Below are 14,366 nucleotides of genomic sequence, written 5' to 3'. Positions count from 1 at the left end.
AGGTGTGCAGGGTCGCCTCGCCATTCACACGCAAAGGGAGGCCGCCCAGACGGACGGCCTCCCAGACGAGCATGTGGCCCGAAGGCCTTGGACTACTTGAGGGTGACGGAAGCGCCAGCAGCCTCGAGCTTCTCCTTGGCGGCGTCGGCGTCCTCCTTCTTGGCACCCTCGAGGATGGCCTTAGGGGCGCTCTCGACGAGGTCCTTGGCCTCCTTCAGGCCGAGCTGGGTAAGCTCGCGGACGACCTTGATGACGGCGATCTTGTTGTCGCCGAAGCCCTCGAGGACCACGTCGAAGTTGGTCTTCTCCTCCTCGGGCGCTGCGCCGGCGGCAGGGGCCGCTGCGACGGCGACGGGGGCGGCGGCGGACACGCCGAAGGTGTCCTCCAGCTCGTGGACGAGCTCGGAAAGCTCGAGGGCGGGCATGGCCTTGATGGCCTCGATGATGTCTTCCTTGGTGGCAGCCATGTGACTACTCCTTCTGTGTTGGGGCGCACGTGTGCGCCCGCTGATGGTTCGAAAGTGGCGAGCGTCGCGCTAGGCGGCGTTCTTCTGGTCCACCACCGCGGAGAGCGCGGTGACGAGGCCTTGGTTGATCCCGTTGAGGGCACGGACGGTGCCGGAGAGCGGGTTCGAGAGGGTGCCGACGAGCTTGGCGAGGAGCTCCTCGCGGCTGGGCAGATCGGCGATGGCGAGCGCCTCGTCGTGCGAGACGATCTTGCCGTCCGCGATTCCACCGAGGAACTCGATCTTGCCGAGCTTCTTGGAGGTCTCCTTGACGGCCTTGGCAGACTCTACCGGGTCATCCTTGTAGAAGACGCAGGCGCACGGACCGACGAGCATATCGTCGATGGCGGGCATCCCAGCCTTGTCGAGGGCGATCTTGACGAGGTTGTTCTTGTAGACCTTCATGTGCGCACCGGACTCACGGAGCGAGCGGCGCAGCTCCTGGGCCTCCTTGACGGAGAGTCCACGGTAGTCGATCACGAACATGCCGTCGGAGTCGTCGAGGGACGCGCTGATCTTGTCGAGCATGTCGACCTTTGACTGTGCAGGCATTGATACACCTCCTTTGCATGCGAATCGGGCACGAACCGCCGTTGACGGCGGGCCCTCGCGCATGCGAAGACCCCACCTGGGCACTTGCACCAGATGGGGTCTTGAAGACGAGTCTTGAAGACCACCTCGGCAGGCGGGACGAATCCCCTTGGGCCAACGATCGGCACCGGCTGTCTCTGGCAGCGGACGTGCGTGTGGTACTGGTCGCCCTTACGGGCATGGAGCATTCTCTCAGCCTGGACGCGTGCTGTCAAGCCGGGAGCCGAGCCAGGCGCGCAAACACCACGCCCGTGGCGGGGAGAGTTAGTCGTCCAGCAGCGAGCGGGTCTTGGACGGGTCGATGCGGACGCCCGGGCCCATGGTGGAGGAGACGGCGATGGACTTGAGGTAACGGCCCTTCGAGCTGGCAGGCTTCACGCGGAGGAGCTCGGTGAGGAGCGCACCGTAGTTCTCGACGAGGTCCTCCATCGAGAAGGACACCTTCCCCATGGGGACATGGCAGATGCCATAGCGGTCGGCACGGTACTCGACACGACCGGCCTTCAGCTCGTTGACCATCTTTGCGACGTCCATGGTGACCGTGCCGAGCTTCGGGTTAGGCATGAGCCCACGGGGGCCCAGGACCTTACCGAGACGACCGACCTTGGCCATCATGTTGGGCGTGGCGATGGCAGCGTCGAAGTCGATGGTGCCAGCCTGGATCTGCTTGACCAGCTCGTCGGAGCCCACCAGGTCCGCACCGGCCTCCTCGGCCTCGCGGGCCTTCTCGCCCTCGGCGAAGACGGCCACGCGGACGGTCTTGCCGGTGCCGTGGGGCAGCGAGATGGAGCCACGGATGTTCTGGTCGGCCTTGCGCGGGTCGATGCCCATGCGGAAGGTGACCTCGACGGTCTCGTCGAACTTGGCGGACGCGACGTCCTTGATGAGCGTCATGGCCTCCTTGGGCGTATAGAGCTTGCCCACCTCGACCTTCGCGTCAGCGTTGCGGTAGTTCTTTCCATGCTTAGCCATGATACGAACCTCCTGTGGTAAGCGGGCGGCTTGGCCCTCCCACGTTTTCGGCGGTCTCCCGCCAGGTTATCTGGCCGCGCCTTGGCGCGGTGGTGCGACTACTCGGCAGGTGCGGCCTCGGGAGCGGCCTCGGGAGCGGGCTTGGGCTTCTTGACGGCCTTCTTGACAGGCTGCGGCTTGCAGGGGATGCCCTCGATGGTGACGCCCATGGAGCGTGCGGTGCCGGCCACGATCTTCTTTGCGGCATCGATGTCGTTGGCGTTGAGGTCCGGCATCTTGATCTCGGCGACATGCGTGAGCTGCGCATCGGTGAGCTCGCCGACCTTGGTCTCCTGAGGAACGCCGGAGCCGCTCTTGAGCTTGAGCTCCTTCAGGATCAGCTGGGCTGCGGGCGGGGTCTTGCAGACGAACGTGAACGAGTGGTCCTCATAGACGGAGATCTCGACAGGGATGATGTCCCCGGACTGCTCCTTGGTCTGCGCATTGAAGGCCTGGCAGAACTGCATGATGTTGACCTGCGCAGCGCCCAGCGCGGGGCCGACGGGAGGTGCGGGGTTGGCAGCACCAGCAGGAATCTGGAGCTTGATGAAGTTGATGACGTTCTTGGCCATGGTCGTGCCTTTCTCGTGCTTGGTCATGGGTTGGGGTGCTATGCGTGCGCGGTCCTCAGAAGCATTCCTCACCGAACGAGGAGCCGCGCGGGGTTGCTAGTTGATGGTGGCCACCTGGTCGAGCGTGAGCTCGACGGGCGTCTCGCGACCGAAGATCGTGAGCATGACCTTGACCTTGCCCGTATCGGACATGACCTCGGAGATCTGACCGTCGAAGTCCGCAAGCGGACCGGAGACGACGCGCACCGACTGACCGACCTCGAGGTTCGTGGAGACGCGACGGACGGGGGCCTGCTCGGCGCTGCGAGGGCTGGTGCGACGCATGATCTTGTTGAACTCGTCACGCGAGAGAGGCGCGGGCTTACCGTCGATGCCGACGAAGCCGGTAACGCCAGGCGTGTTGCGGACGACGGCCCACGAGTTGTCGTCGAGCTCCATGCGAACGAGGACGTAGCCCGGGAAGACCTTCGACTCCTTGGTCTCCCGCTTGCCGCCCTCCTTGAGCTCGGTGACCTCCTCCGTGGGGATCTTGATGTCGAAGACGGCGTTCTCGAGGCCGAAGGTCTCGATACGATGCTCGAGGTCAGCCTTGACCTTGTTCTCGTAGCCGGAGTAGGTGTGGATGACGTACCAATGCTTAGCCATGTTATCCCCTCAGGGTGACGAGGCCGGCAAAGCCCGCGACGACACCGGTGTCGATTGCCCAGATGGCGACACCAAAAATCACGAGCATGACCGTGACGGCCATGCTGTAGTTCTTGAGCTCCTCCTTGGAGGGCCAGGTGACGCGGCGCATCTCGGTGCGGACGTCGACGAAGTAGTTCTTGACTCGGGCGATGATGCCGGTCTTCTTGGGGGCGGCCTTCTTCGCGTCATCCTTCTTGGGGGACTCGACGTCGGTGCCAGTGACCTTGGCCTTCACCTTCGAGACAGCCGAGACCTTCGTCTTGTCTGCCTTGGCGGAGTCCTGCGAGGAGGGCGCTGCGGCCTCCTGGGCCGCCTCACGCACGGCGCGCTCTGCTGCGCGTGCCTTGCGGGCGCTTCTCTTGTTGCGGTCCTTGTTCGCCATCCTTCTCAGTCCCTCCGAGGGCATACGCCCCGTACGTTCATGGAAACCGGCCTCCCCGAGGGGGGACCGGCAGTGAAATCTGGCAGGCCAGGAAGGATTCGAACCCTCAACAAACGGTTTTGGAGACCGCCGCTCTACCGTTGGAGCTACTGGCCTGTGCGGACACCCGGCCTAGCGGGTCTCCTTGTGCACGGTGTGCTTGTGGCACCAAGGGCAATACTTCTTCAACTCCATGCGATCGGGGTTGTTGGTCTTGTTCTTGGTGGTCGTGTAATTGCGGCGCTTGCACTCGGTGCAAGCGAGGGTAACCAGAGTACGCATTGATCCTCCATTGCCATGTCGTGGCCGAGACTTTTCCCAGCCACGGCGCGGTGGGATACGTTACCATCCCGTGGCTCATTCTGTCAAGCGGAGGCCCCGCGACAGCGGTAGCTGTCACAAGAACCACGTAGTACGTGATGCCGCGACCGAATCCTCATGAGAAGAGCCCGGCACCCCTTGGGGCACCGGGCTCTTATGAGAGCAGACGCGAAGCTACTCGATGATCGTGGCCACACGACCGTCGCCCACGGTGTGACCGCCCTCGCGGATTGCGAAGCGCAGCCCCTCCTCCATGGCGATGGGGTGAATGAGGTCGGCCTCGATGGTGACGTGGTCGCCAGGCATGGCCATCTCGACACCCTCGGGAAGCTTGATGTTGCCGGTGACGTCCGTCGTGCGGAAGTAGAACTGCGGACGGTAGCCGTCGAAGAACGGCGTGTGACGGCCGCCCTCCTCCTTGGTCAGGACATAGACCTCGGCGGTGAACTTGGTGTGGGGCGTGACCGATCCGGGCTTGCAGAGGACCTGGCCGCGCTCGACGTCCTCGCGCTTCATACCACGGAGAAGGATGCCGACGTTGTCGCCAGCCTCACAGAAGTCCATGGTCTTGCGGAACATCTCGATGCCCGTGGCCGTGGAGGTCTGCGTGGGCTTGATGCCGACGATCTCGACGGTGTCATTGAGCTTGAGCTCGCCGCGCTCGACACGACCGGTGGCGACGGTGCCACGGCCGGAGATGGTCATGACGTCCTCGATGGCCATGAGGAAGGGCTTCTCGTTGTCGCGCTTGGGCGTGGGGATGTACTCGTCGACGGCCTTCATGAGGTCGCGGACGGACTGGACCCACTTCTCCTCGCCGTTGAGGGCGCCGAGTGCGGAGCCGCGGATGATGGGGATGTCGTCTCCGGGGAAGTCGTACTCGGTGAGGAGGTCGCGGGTCTCCATCTCGACGAGGTCGATGAGCTCCTCGTCGTCGACCATGTCGCACTTGTTCAGGAAGACGACGATGTAGGGCACGCCGACCTGACGGGCGAGGAGGATGTGCTCACGCGTCTGGGCCATGGGGCCGTCGGTGGCTGCGATGACCAGGATCGCGCCGTCCATCTGGGCAGCGCCCGAGATCATGTTCTTGACGTAGTCAGCGTGGCCGGGGCAGTCGACGTGGGCATAGTGACGGGTCTCGGTCTCGTACTCGACGTGGGCGACGGAGATGGTGATGCCGCGCTCGCGCTCCTCGGGGGCCTTGTCGATGTCCTCGAAGGCCTCGAACTTAGCCTTGCAACCAGGGGTCTCAGAGAGGACCTTGGTGATGGCCGCCGTCAGGGTGGTCTTACCGTGGTCGACGTGACCGATGGTGCCGATGTTTACATGCGGCTTAGTGCGCTCGAACTTCTCCTTGGCCATTGCCAACCTCCTTCTAGGACGACCGGGTGGCCGTCCAAATCCTGTGGTACCTCTATGCCCAACGGCCCGAAGGCCGCATGAACTGCTGGTAGCGGTGACTGGATTCGAACCAGTGACGCCGCGGGTATGAGCCGCGTGCTCTAACCAGCTGAGCTACACCGCCATGCTTGAAATGGAGCCCGCGACCGGATTTGAACCGGTGACCTCTTCGTTACCAACGAAGTGCTCTACCGACTGAGCTACACGGGCAATGGTGGGGATGCCTGGACTCGAACCAGGGAACTCGAAGAGAGCGGATTTACAGTCCGCCGCAGTTGCCGCTGTGCCACATCCCCGTCAGTTTTCAAGCCACCTGCTCAGGCCGCAACCCTTGCAAGCGGAGGAAATGTTACGACGGCACCCCAAGGATGTCAACGCATACCACCCTGCCGGGCGTTGCCCTCCTCACGATTCCTGCACAAGCCACGGCCCGCACCACGCTCCCCGAGTGGGTCGATCTGACGCAAAAGAGGGCCGATCGCAGAAGCGACCGGCCCTCCTACCTCGCATGGAGCCAGCGGACGGGCTCGAACCGACGACCCACGGTTTACAAAACCGTTGCTCTACCAACTGAGCTACGCTGGCGCTCCCGCTCGCGCGGGTGAGGACATGGTACCACGGAGTCCTACCGCTGCCAGCGCCTGTCGGACACGGCCCTCGGGCCCTCTACTTGCTCTTCTCGGCCTCCGAGAGGAGCAAGTTGTACCAGCGGACCTTCGATGCCGGAAAGCCCCTCCTGTGGTCTCCCTCGGGCAAGGCGTCCAGCGACGCCTGGGCCTCGTCGCGCAGCTTCGTGATCTCGTCGGCCTTGATGGAGGCCGTGTTGTGTGCGTGGTCGGCGATGACGACGATGCGGTCGTTGGCGACCTCGGCATACCCGCCCGAGACTGCCACGCGATGTGTCTTCCCGTCGTCCTCGCCACCTGATACGACGTAGCGCATGACGCCCTCGCCAAGCGCGCAGATCTCTGCGGCGTGGCCGGGGTAGATGCCCATCTCGCCGGTCCTCGTGACGAGGACCGCACTCGAGCACTCGCCCTCGTAGAGGCGTTTGTCCGGACGCACGATCTGTATGGTGAGCGTAGCCATCATGTCCCTACTTGGACGCCGTCACGGCGTTGCCCGTGGTGTTCTTGTCGTCATCCTTGGCCTTGCCGATGCGCGGCAGGACCTCGGGCTCCTCCTCCTGGACGGGCTTGCCGGTGAGCTTTGCGGCACGCTCACGCACGTCGTCGATGGTGCTCGCGTAACGGAAAGCCTGCTCGGGAAGATCGTCGACCTTGCCGTCGATGATGTCGGCGAAGGAGCGCACGGTGTCGTCGACATGCACGTAGACGCCGGGGTTGCCCGTGAACTGCTCGGCCACGTGGAAGGACTGCGAGAGGAACTGCTGCAGCTTGCGGGCACGGTTGACAACTGCGCGCTGCTCGTCGGAGAGCTCGTCGATGCCCAGGATCGCGATGATGTCCTGGAGGTCGGAGTACTCCTGCAGTATCTCCTGCACACGCACGGCCACACGGTAGTGCTCGTCACCGACGACCGCGGGGTCGAGGGCGTCCGAGGAGCTCGCCAGCGGGTCAATGGCCGGATACAGGCCAAGGTCGGAGATCGAGCGCGAGAGGACCGTGGTGGCGTCGAGGTGCGAGAACGTCGTCGCGGGGGCCGGGTCGGTGAGGTCGTCGGCAGGCACGTAGACGGCCTGCACGGACGTGATGGACCCTTCCTTGGTGCTCGTAATGCGCTCCTGGAGGTCGCCCATCTCGGTGGCCAGCGTGGGCTGGTAGCCGACGGCAGACGGCGTACGGCCGAGAAGTGCAGAGACCTCGGAACCCGCCTGCGAGAAGCGGAAGATGTTGTCGATGAAGAGGAGCACGTCCTGGCCCTGGTCACGGAAGTACTCGGCCGTGGTGAGACCGGCAAGGCCGACGCGCATACGGGCTCCGGGCGGCTCGTTCATCTGCCCATAGACCAGGCAGGTCTTCTCGAGCACGCCGGATTCCTTCATCTCGAGGTAGAGGTCGGTTCCCTCGCGGGTACGCTCTCCGACGCCGGTGAACACCGACGTTCCGCCATGCTCGATGGCGAGGTTGTCGATGAGCTCCTGGATGAGGACCGTCTTGCCCACGCCGGCACCGCCGAACAGGCCGGTCTTGCCGCCACGGATGTAGGGCTCGAGCAGGTCGACCGCCTTGATGCCCGTCTCGAAGATCTCGGTCGAGGTGGTGAGGTCGTCGAACGCAGGTGCCGAGCGGTGGATCGGGTAGTACTCGATGCCATCGGGGATGCCCTTGCCATCGACATCCTTGCCCAGAACGTTCCAGACGCGCCCGAGGGTCTGCGGACCCACCGGCATCATCATGGGCCTACCCGTGTCGGTGACCTCGATGCCGCGCTGCAGGCCATCGGTCGACGTCATGGCGACCGTACGCACGACGTCGCCGGGCAGTTGGCTCTCGACCTCGAGCACCGTGGAAAGGTGCCCGATGGGCGTGTCGGCATCAACGGTGAGGGCGTTATAGATCGCCGGCACGTGCCCGTCGAACTTCACGTCGATGACGGGGCCGACGATACGGACGATCGTGCCCGTCCCGACGCTCTTCCCCTGGTGCGTGCCCTCGGCGACGGGCGTGACCGTCTCCTTGGGCTTCGTGATTTTCTCTGCCATTAGTTGTCCTCCAATGCAGAAGCGCCGCCGACGATCTCGTTGAGCTCCGTCGTGATGGAGCTCTGACGAATGCGGTTGTATGAGCGGTTGAGCGTGGTGATGATGTCGGAGGCGTTATCCGTCGCCGCCTGCATGGCGCGGCGCCTCGCCCCGTGCTCCGCGGCTGCGGAGTCGAGAAGGGCATGGAAGATGAGCGTGTTGATATAGGCGGGCATGAGGTAGCCGAGCACGTCCGCAGGCGAGGGATCGAACTCGAACACAGGTGCCTGCGGATGCTCGGAGACCGCGCTCACCGCCTCGTGCGTGCGCGGTGCGTTGGGCAGTGCCATCTGCTGGGGTTTGACGGGCAGGACCTGCTCGATGGTGAAGACCTGCTCCACTCGGTTCTTGGCATGCTGGTAGTAGAGCATAACGCGGTCTACCTTGCCCTTTATATAGGCATCGGAGAGGTAAGAGGAGATCTCGCTCGCCTCGTCCTGCGTAGGCTCCGACGATATGCCCGTGAACGACAGGACCGGTTCGATTCCGCGCATCGTGAAGTACTCAGTGGGCTTATGCCCACAGGTGATGACATCGGCATCCTTGCCCATCGCGTGGAGGCTGGCGATCTCGTTCTCGACATCGCGCTCCACCTGGATGTTGAAACCACCAGCAAGGCCGGAGTCAGAGGCCACCACGATGAACAGAACGCGATGCGTCTCCTCGTGATGCTGCAGCAGGGCCGCGCGTACCTCGCCACGATACCCGGAGAGGGCTCCGAGCATCGAGGAGATGGCCACCTTGTAAGGACCTGCGTTCTCAGCGGCGGCGAGCGCACGGCGAATCTTGGCCGTGGAGACCATCTCCATGGTGCGCGTGATCTGCCTCGTACTCGTGACCGAGTTGATTCGCTTCTTTATTTCTCGAAGGCTCGACATCGATCCTGTACCCTATTCCTTGGTGTCCTGCGTGGTGGCCGCGTCCTCCGCGGGGGCCTCGGCAGGGACGTCGGTCTTGTTGGCGAGCAGGAACTTCTTCTTGTACGAGAGGATGTGCTTCTTCAGGCGGGCTGCCAGCTCGTCGGAGATCTTGCCCTCCATGAGAGCCTGGCGCACGGCCGGATGGCTGTTGCGCATGTACTGCACCAGCCCGTCACGGAACGGCAGGACCTGGTCGACCTCGAGGTCGTCGAGAACGCCCTCGTTGCCGGCGAAGATCGAGATGACCTCGTCAGGAGCGTCAAGTGCCGAATAACGCTTCTGCTTCAGGAGCTCGGTCATGCGAGCGCCATGCGTGAGCTGATGCTGCGTGGTGGCGTCGAGGTCAGATCCGAACTGCGAGAAGCTCGCGAGCTCCGCATAGCTGGCAAGGTCCAGCCGAAGGTTGCCGCAGACCTGCTTCATGGCCTTGGTCTGCGCGGCACCACCGACACGCGACACCGAGATGCCGACGTCGACGGCAGGACGCTGGCCCTGGAAGAAGAGACTGGACTGGAGATAGATCTGGCCGTCTGTGATGGAGATGACGTTGGTCGGGATGTAGGCCGAGACGTCGCCCTCCTGGGTCTCGATGATGGGCAGCGCCGTGAGGGAACCGCCGCCAAGGTCGTCGGACATCTTGCAGGCGCGCTCGAGGAGCCGGGAGTGCAGGTAGAAGATGTCGCCAGGATAGGCCTCACGTCCGGGCGGACGATGCAGCGTCAGTGACATCTGCCGGTAGGCGACGGCCTGCTTGGAGAGGTCATCATAGACGCAGAGGACGTGACCGCCGGGGTTGTCCTTGCCGGCAGGCTTACCATCCTTGCCGTTGTACATGAAGAACTCGCCGATGGCGGCACCCGCCATGGGGGCGATGTACTGGAGTGGCGCCGCGTCGGCCGCGGTGGCGGCGACGATGATGGTCTGGTCCATGACGCCGTGCTCGATGAAGGTCTGACGGATGGTGGCGACCGTCGAGGCCTTCTGGCCTATGGCGACGTAGATGCACACCATGTCGGTGCCCTTTTGGTTGATGATGGCGTCGATGGCGATGGCCGTCTTGCCCGTCTTGCGGTCGCCGATGATGAGCTCGCGCTGGCCGCGACCCACCGGGACCATGGAGTCGATGGCCATGAGACCGGTCTGGACCGGCTCGCACACGGGCTTACGGCTCATGATGCCAGGGGACTTGAACTCGATGGGACGACGGTCCGTGGTGGCGATGGGGCCAAGGCCGTCAATGGGCTCGCCGAGCGGGTTCACCACGCGGCCGAGCATGGCGCGCCCGACCGGGATGTCCATGATGCGCCCCGTGGTGCGGCACTCGTCGCCCTCCTCGATGGAGTCGACCTCGCCGAAGAGCACGGCGCCGACCTCCTCCTCGTCGAGGTTCTGGGCCAGACCGTAGACATACTTACCTGTGAGAGAGCTGGTGAACTGGAGCAGCTCTCCCGACATGGCACTCTTGAGACCGATGACACGCGCAATACCATCGCCAGCGTCGATGACGTGCGAGAGCTCGCGCGTGTCGACCGCTGCCGAAAGATCGTCGAGACGCCCCCTGAGGGCATTCGAGATCGTGGTTGCGTCAATCTTCTCCGTCACTAGAGTCACCTCCGATTTGATTCAGCGTGAGGACCTCACGCGCATGGTTGAGCTGTGCACGTACCGACGCGTCGCGCCGATGACCGTGCGCCGAAACGATGATGCCGCCGATGATGTCGGGATCGACCTTCTCGATGAGGAACACGCCCTTTCCGATACTCTTGCCCAGCTTGGCGCGTACCTTCTCGCGAAGCTCGTCATCAAGGGGGACAGCGGTCGTGACCTCGACGGCCACGGTGTCGCCTTCCTTGTCGAGCATCTCCTTATAGGCCGAGATGGCCCTTGGGAGCAGGTCGGAGTCTTGGCGCGAGGCCATGACGGCCAGCATGCTGCGAATCTCCGGGGTGAGCTTCTCGACCGACTGAAGGTCCTCGAGCTCCTTGCCCTCGCGGCCTTCGGTCTTGGCGGCCTCGAGCAACGTTCGGGCATAGGTGGAGGCCTTGCTGGCCGACTGGGACTTCTGCGTAGCCGATGCGGGGCCCCTCTGCGGGGTCACGGCCTTGGTCTCCTGCTCGTTCGAGACCGAGAGCTTCTGGTAGAGCCCCACGACCTCGGGCAGCAGGTCGAGCTCGTCACGCTCGCCCATGACCTTGATCATGCCCAGCGCCTCGGGGTTGAGGGCGAGGAGCGACTCCAAATCCCGAGCCTCGACCACCTCGCGGTCCTCGGACTTCGCAGCCTCGAGAAGCGTGTGGGCGTAGGTCTCGACCCTCTTCTGCTCGGTACGGCTAATGCTCATCGAGGTCCCCCACCTCTGCGAGGTACTTCTCTATGAGCTTCTTCTGTCCTGCGTCGTCGAGCTTCTCGCCGATGATCTTGCCTGCGACCTCGACCGAGATGTCCGCGACGGAGTCCCTGAGGTCGTTCATGGCGACGCGACGCTCGTTCTCGGTGGCCTCATGGGCCCTCGAGATGATCTTTGATGCCTCGTCCTGCGCCTTGGCGACGATCTCGGCGCGCTCCTGCTCGGCGTCACGCTTGGCGTCGGCCACGATGGAGTCGGCCTCGCGCTGCGCGTCTGCGAGCTTCTGGTCGTAGGCCGAGAGCTGGTCGGCCGCCTTCTGCTTGTCTGCCTCGGCTTCGTCGAGGTTGTCCTGGATCGTCTTCTGACGCTTGTCGAGCATGCCGAGGACCGACGGCCATGCGAACTTGGCGAGAAGGGCCCAGATGATCAGGAAGGCGACAAGCGCAGGAATGAACTCGGCAGGTTCCGGGATAAGGATGCTGGCATCAGCCCCGGCGTTCGCCGGCGTTGGGACAGCGAGGAGCGCGAACGTGACGCCCGCACCGACGGTGCCGACGGCCATGCGCGGCCCTACCCCCTGATGGTTCATCTTCATGTCGTGTGCCTCCAAAATGACTTCTTGCCCACTAACCAGCGATGAGGGCCGTGACGAAGCCAATGAGGGCCAGTGCCTCGACGAATGCGGAGCCGAGGATGAAGACCGTGAACAGACGGTCCTGGACCTCAGGCTGACGCGCCATGGACGTGGCGACGCCGTAGGCCGTGATGCCGATGCCGAGACCTGCGCCGACAACGCCGATACCATATCCGATAACTCCCATGACTGAATCCTCCTTTGTCAACCGCCCGCACCTCGCGAGCGGTTATATCCCAAACTATATGCACAGGCGGGCGGACCCGCCGAGTTGCCACGAACCGGAAACGCTCCCCTTACTCCCCTGCCTCAGCAAGCTGCACGTAGACCGCCGAGAGCAGCGCGAAGACATAGGCCTGGATGGCGGCCACGAGGATCTCGACCGCATAGATGATGAGCAGGATGAGCAGCCAGATGATCGAGGTGGCGGCACCCGTGAGCGCCGTGACCGAGAAGCTCTGGAGCAGGGGCTCCACGAAGATCGAGATGAGGATGCAGAAGGTCCCCATGACGATGTGGCCGGCGAGCATGTTGCAGAAGAGTCGGACGGCCAGGGTGATGAGGCGCAGGAACGTCGAGAAGACCTCGATGACCCACACCAGGATGTTCATGGGGAACGCCACACCCTTGGGGGCGAGGCTCTTGATGTAGGTCCAGCCGCCCCACTTCTTGATGCCGACCGCGATGAAGTAGACGAACGAGCAGCAGGCGATGGCCGCCGTGGTGCCGATGGCGCCGGTGCCGGGACGCATGCCCGGGATGACGCCGAGGAGGTTGTTGATGAGCACGAAGAAGAAGACCGTGGCGATGAAGGGGAAGTGCTTGCGCCAGGTGGCGCCGACCGTGGCCTTGAGCATGTCGTTCTTGACGAAGTCGACGCACATCTCCATGGCGTTCACGAAGCGGCCCTGCGGCACGAGCGTGGCCTTCTGCTTGCGCACGAAGACGACCATGAGCACGGCCAGGATGATGACGGCGACATACATCCAGAACGAGTACTGGGTGATGCCGAAGGTGGTGGTGCCGACAGCAGCGGCAGGCACAAAGCTGGTTACCAGCTCATCTACCAGACTCGGCAGCTTCTCGAACTGTTCCACTACTGCCCACTTCCCTTATCCCCTGCATGGCCGCTGATCCAGCGCCATGCCCTTGCCGCCTCATATACCCATATCGCGCTAAAAGCTACGAGCAGAGCACAGGCGAATGGTGCGAACCGGTCACGCGAGAGAATCCAACATCCCCCAAGCGCCATCGTGAGCAGAGCCATCGACACGAGGACACTCACAAGTCCCTGGCCGATGCCGTACCTGTGCTGGTGTCGGATCGTACCGTGCGCGAGCCAGCCCCCCGGAATGCTCCCGAGAACGCCGAACGCGACGCCCGCAACCACCGCGAGGACGTCTGCCACGCGCACACCCCCCAGTCCGTTCCGTTTTCAAACACCGTTCGAAGATAGTAGACCATCCCCGGTCAATGTCCACACCTTTTCGCCGATAACATCGTGCCACGGCAACAAGGCCCCCAAAAGGTCCCGAAACGGTCGCGTTACCTGCTCGTAAAGCGAGTGGTTACTTTGTGCCGAAGATGCGGTCGCCTGCGTCGCCAAGGCCCGGCAGTATATAGGCGCTCTCGTTGAGCTGGCGGTCGATGGCGCACGTGTAGACGCGGACGTCAGGGTCGAAGTCGAGGACGGCACGGATGCCCTCGGGCACCGCGACGAGGACCAGCAGGCGGATGTCACGCACGCCCGCCTTTCTCAGGTAGTCGATCGCCGCCGTGGCAGACCCACCGGTGGCGAGCATGGGATCGACGATGAGGCAGGTGCGGTTGCTCACGTCGGGCGGGAGCTTGCAGTAGTACTCGTGCGGCTCGTGGGTGTCGGGGTCACGGTACATCCCGATGTGGCCGACGCGAGCCGACGGAATGAGGTCGAGGATGCCGTCGACCATGCCCAGGCCGGCGCGCAGGATCGGGACCACGGCGACCTTCTTGCCGGCAAGCTCCTTGCAGGTGCAGGTCTCGAGCGGCGTGTTGACCTCGACGTCCTCGAGCGGGAAGTCCCGCGTGGCCTCGTAGCCCTCGAACAGGGCGAGCTCGCGCACGAGCTCGCGGAACTGCTTGGTACCGGTGTCCTTGCTGCGCAGGATGCCCAGCTTGTGCTGGACCATGGGATGGTCGACGAGCGTCACGCGCCCGTCGGTGGTCAGGTCCTCGACCTCGCTCATGAAGTGCCCCCTTCTTGCGTGCG

General features: G+C 63.8%; 15 protein-coding genes, 5 tRNA genes and 2 pseudogenes. All 22 read right to left on the bottom strand.

Annotated features, from left to right (window positions below; translation table 11 throughout):
- Nucleotides 1-92: 92 nt before the first annotated feature.
- Nucleotides 93-467, bottom strand: coding sequence for a 50S ribosomal protein L7/L12 (rplL, locus tag LKE50_02945; GenBank protein ID MCH3967569.1), 375 nt, complete (start codon nucleotides 465-467; stop codon nucleotides 93-95).
- A gap of 69 nt (nucleotides 468-536) precedes the next feature.
- Nucleotides 537-1,058, bottom strand: coding sequence for a 50S ribosomal protein L10 (gene rplJ / locus LKE50_02940; protein ID MCH3967568.1), 522 nt, complete (start codon nucleotides 1,056-1,058; stop codon nucleotides 537-539).
- Between the two features lie 303 nt (nucleotides 1,059-1,361).
- Nucleotides 1,362-2,069 (bottom strand): 50S ribosomal protein L1, encoded by a 708-nt coding sequence (gene rplA / locus LKE50_02935; protein MCH3967567.1) that lies wholly within the window; start codon nucleotides 2,067-2,069, stop codon nucleotides 1,362-1,364.
- Between the two features lie 194 nt (nucleotides 2,070-2,263).
- A pseudogene (gene rplK, locus LKE50_02930) lies at nucleotides 2,264-2,680 on the bottom strand (50S ribosomal protein L11).
- Nucleotides 2,681-2,776: 96 nt separating this feature from the next.
- Nucleotides 2,777-3,325 (bottom strand): transcription termination/antitermination protein NusG, encoded by a 549-nt coding sequence (nusG, locus tag LKE50_02925; protein ID MCH3967566.1) that lies wholly within the window; start codon nucleotides 3,323-3,325, stop codon nucleotides 2,777-2,779.
- A 1-nt stretch (nucleotide 3,326) separates the two neighbouring features.
- Entirely contained in the window at nucleotides 3,327-3,749 is a 423-nt protein-coding gene (secE, locus tag LKE50_02920; GenBank protein MCH3967565.1) for a preprotein translocase subunit SecE, read from the bottom strand.
- Nucleotides 3,750-3,829: 80 nt separating this feature from the next.
- Nucleotides 3,830-3,905, bottom strand: a tRNA-Trp gene (locus LKE50_02915).
- A gap of 15 nt (nucleotides 3,906-3,920) precedes the next feature.
- The gene (gene rpmG / locus LKE50_02910) at nucleotides 3,921-4,070 is read right to left on the bottom strand and encodes a 50S ribosomal protein L33 (GenBank protein ID MCH3967564.1); all 150 of its coding nucleotides are present in this window, start codon (nucleotides 4,068-4,070) and stop codon (nucleotides 3,921-3,923) included.
- 213 nt (nucleotides 4,071-4,283) lie between these two features.
- On the bottom strand, nucleotides 4,284-5,474 hold the full coding sequence (gene tuf / locus LKE50_02905; protein MCH3967563.1) for an elongation factor Tu: 1,191 nt from the start codon (nucleotides 5,472-5,474) through the stop codon (nucleotides 4,284-4,286).
- Between the two features lie 86 nt (nucleotides 5,475-5,560).
- A tRNA-Met gene (locus tag LKE50_02900) sits at nucleotides 5,561-5,637 on the bottom strand.
- Nucleotides 5,638-5,647: 10 nt separating this feature from the next.
- Nucleotides 5,648-5,723: transfer RNA gene (locus tag LKE50_02895), tRNA-Thr, on the bottom strand.
- Between the two features lie 2 nt (nucleotides 5,724-5,725).
- Nucleotides 5,726-5,809 (bottom strand) — tRNA-Tyr (locus LKE50_02890).
- 213 nt (nucleotides 5,810-6,022) lie between these two features.
- Nucleotides 6,023-6,098, bottom strand: a tRNA-Thr gene (locus tag LKE50_02885).
- A gap of 81 nt (nucleotides 6,099-6,179) precedes the next feature.
- Nucleotides 6,180-6,605, bottom strand: coding sequence for an ATP synthase F1 subunit epsilon (gene atpC / locus LKE50_02880; GenBank protein MCH3967562.1), 426 nt, complete (start codon nucleotides 6,603-6,605; stop codon nucleotides 6,180-6,182).
- 109 nt (nucleotides 6,606-6,714) lie between these two features.
- Nucleotides 6,715-8,178, bottom strand: a pseudogene (atpD, locus tag LKE50_02875) (F0F1 ATP synthase subunit beta).
- The gene (gene atpG / locus LKE50_02870; GenBank protein ID MCH3967561.1) at nucleotides 8,178-9,095 is read right to left on the bottom strand and encodes an ATP synthase F1 subunit gamma; all 918 of its coding nucleotides are present in this window, start codon (nucleotides 9,093-9,095) and stop codon (nucleotides 8,178-8,180) included. Before atpG ends, atpD begins: the two are co-directional and overlap by 1 nt.
- Before the next feature lie 12 nt (nucleotides 9,096-9,107).
- Nucleotides 9,108-10,739 carry a F0F1 ATP synthase subunit alpha gene (gene atpA / locus LKE50_02865; GenBank protein ID MCH3967560.1) on the bottom strand — a complete coding sequence of 544 codons (1,632 nt, stop codon included), beginning with the start codon at nucleotides 10,737-10,739 and terminating at the stop codon, nucleotides 9,108-9,110.
- Complete coding sequence (locus tag LKE50_02860; protein ID MCH3967559.1) at nucleotides 10,723-11,478, bottom strand: F0F1 ATP synthase subunit delta; 756 nt, start codon at nucleotides 11,476-11,478, stop codon at nucleotides 10,723-10,725. The genes atpA and LKE50_02860 overlap by 17 nt, the downstream gene beginning before the upstream one ends.
- Nucleotides 11,468-12,079, bottom strand: a complete 612-nt coding sequence (gene atpF / locus LKE50_02855) for a F0F1 ATP synthase subunit B (GenBank protein ID MCH3967558.1) — start codon at nucleotides 12,077-12,079, stop codon at nucleotides 11,468-11,470. The genes LKE50_02860 and atpF overlap by 11 nt, the downstream gene beginning before the upstream one ends.
- A 31-nt stretch (nucleotides 12,080-12,110) precedes the next feature.
- On the bottom strand, nucleotides 12,111-12,305 hold the full coding sequence (locus tag LKE50_02850; protein MCH3967557.1) for an ATPase: 195 nt from the start codon (nucleotides 12,303-12,305) through the stop codon (nucleotides 12,111-12,113).
- 109 nt (nucleotides 12,306-12,414) lie between these two features.
- Nucleotides 12,415-13,215 carry a F0F1 ATP synthase subunit A gene (gene atpB, locus LKE50_02845; protein ID MCH3967556.1) on the bottom strand — a complete coding sequence of 267 codons (801 nt, stop codon included), beginning with the start codon at nucleotides 13,213-13,215 and terminating at the stop codon, nucleotides 12,415-12,417.
- 471 nt (nucleotides 13,216-13,686) lie between these two features.
- The gene (upp, locus tag LKE50_02840; GenBank protein ID MCH3967555.1) at nucleotides 13,687-14,343 is read right to left on the bottom strand and encodes a uracil phosphoribosyltransferase; all 657 of its coding nucleotides are present in this window, start codon (nucleotides 14,341-14,343) and stop codon (nucleotides 13,687-13,689) included.
- Nucleotides 14,344-14,366 lie beyond the last annotated feature (23 nt).

The organism is Atopobiaceae bacterium (assembly GCA_022483015.1).
GTDB lineage: Bacteria > Actinomycetota > Coriobacteriia > Coriobacteriales > Atopobiaceae > JALCUE01.
The sequence above is the reverse complement of the archived record's forward strand: the minus strand, read 5'-3'. Positions and strand labels throughout refer to the sequence as shown.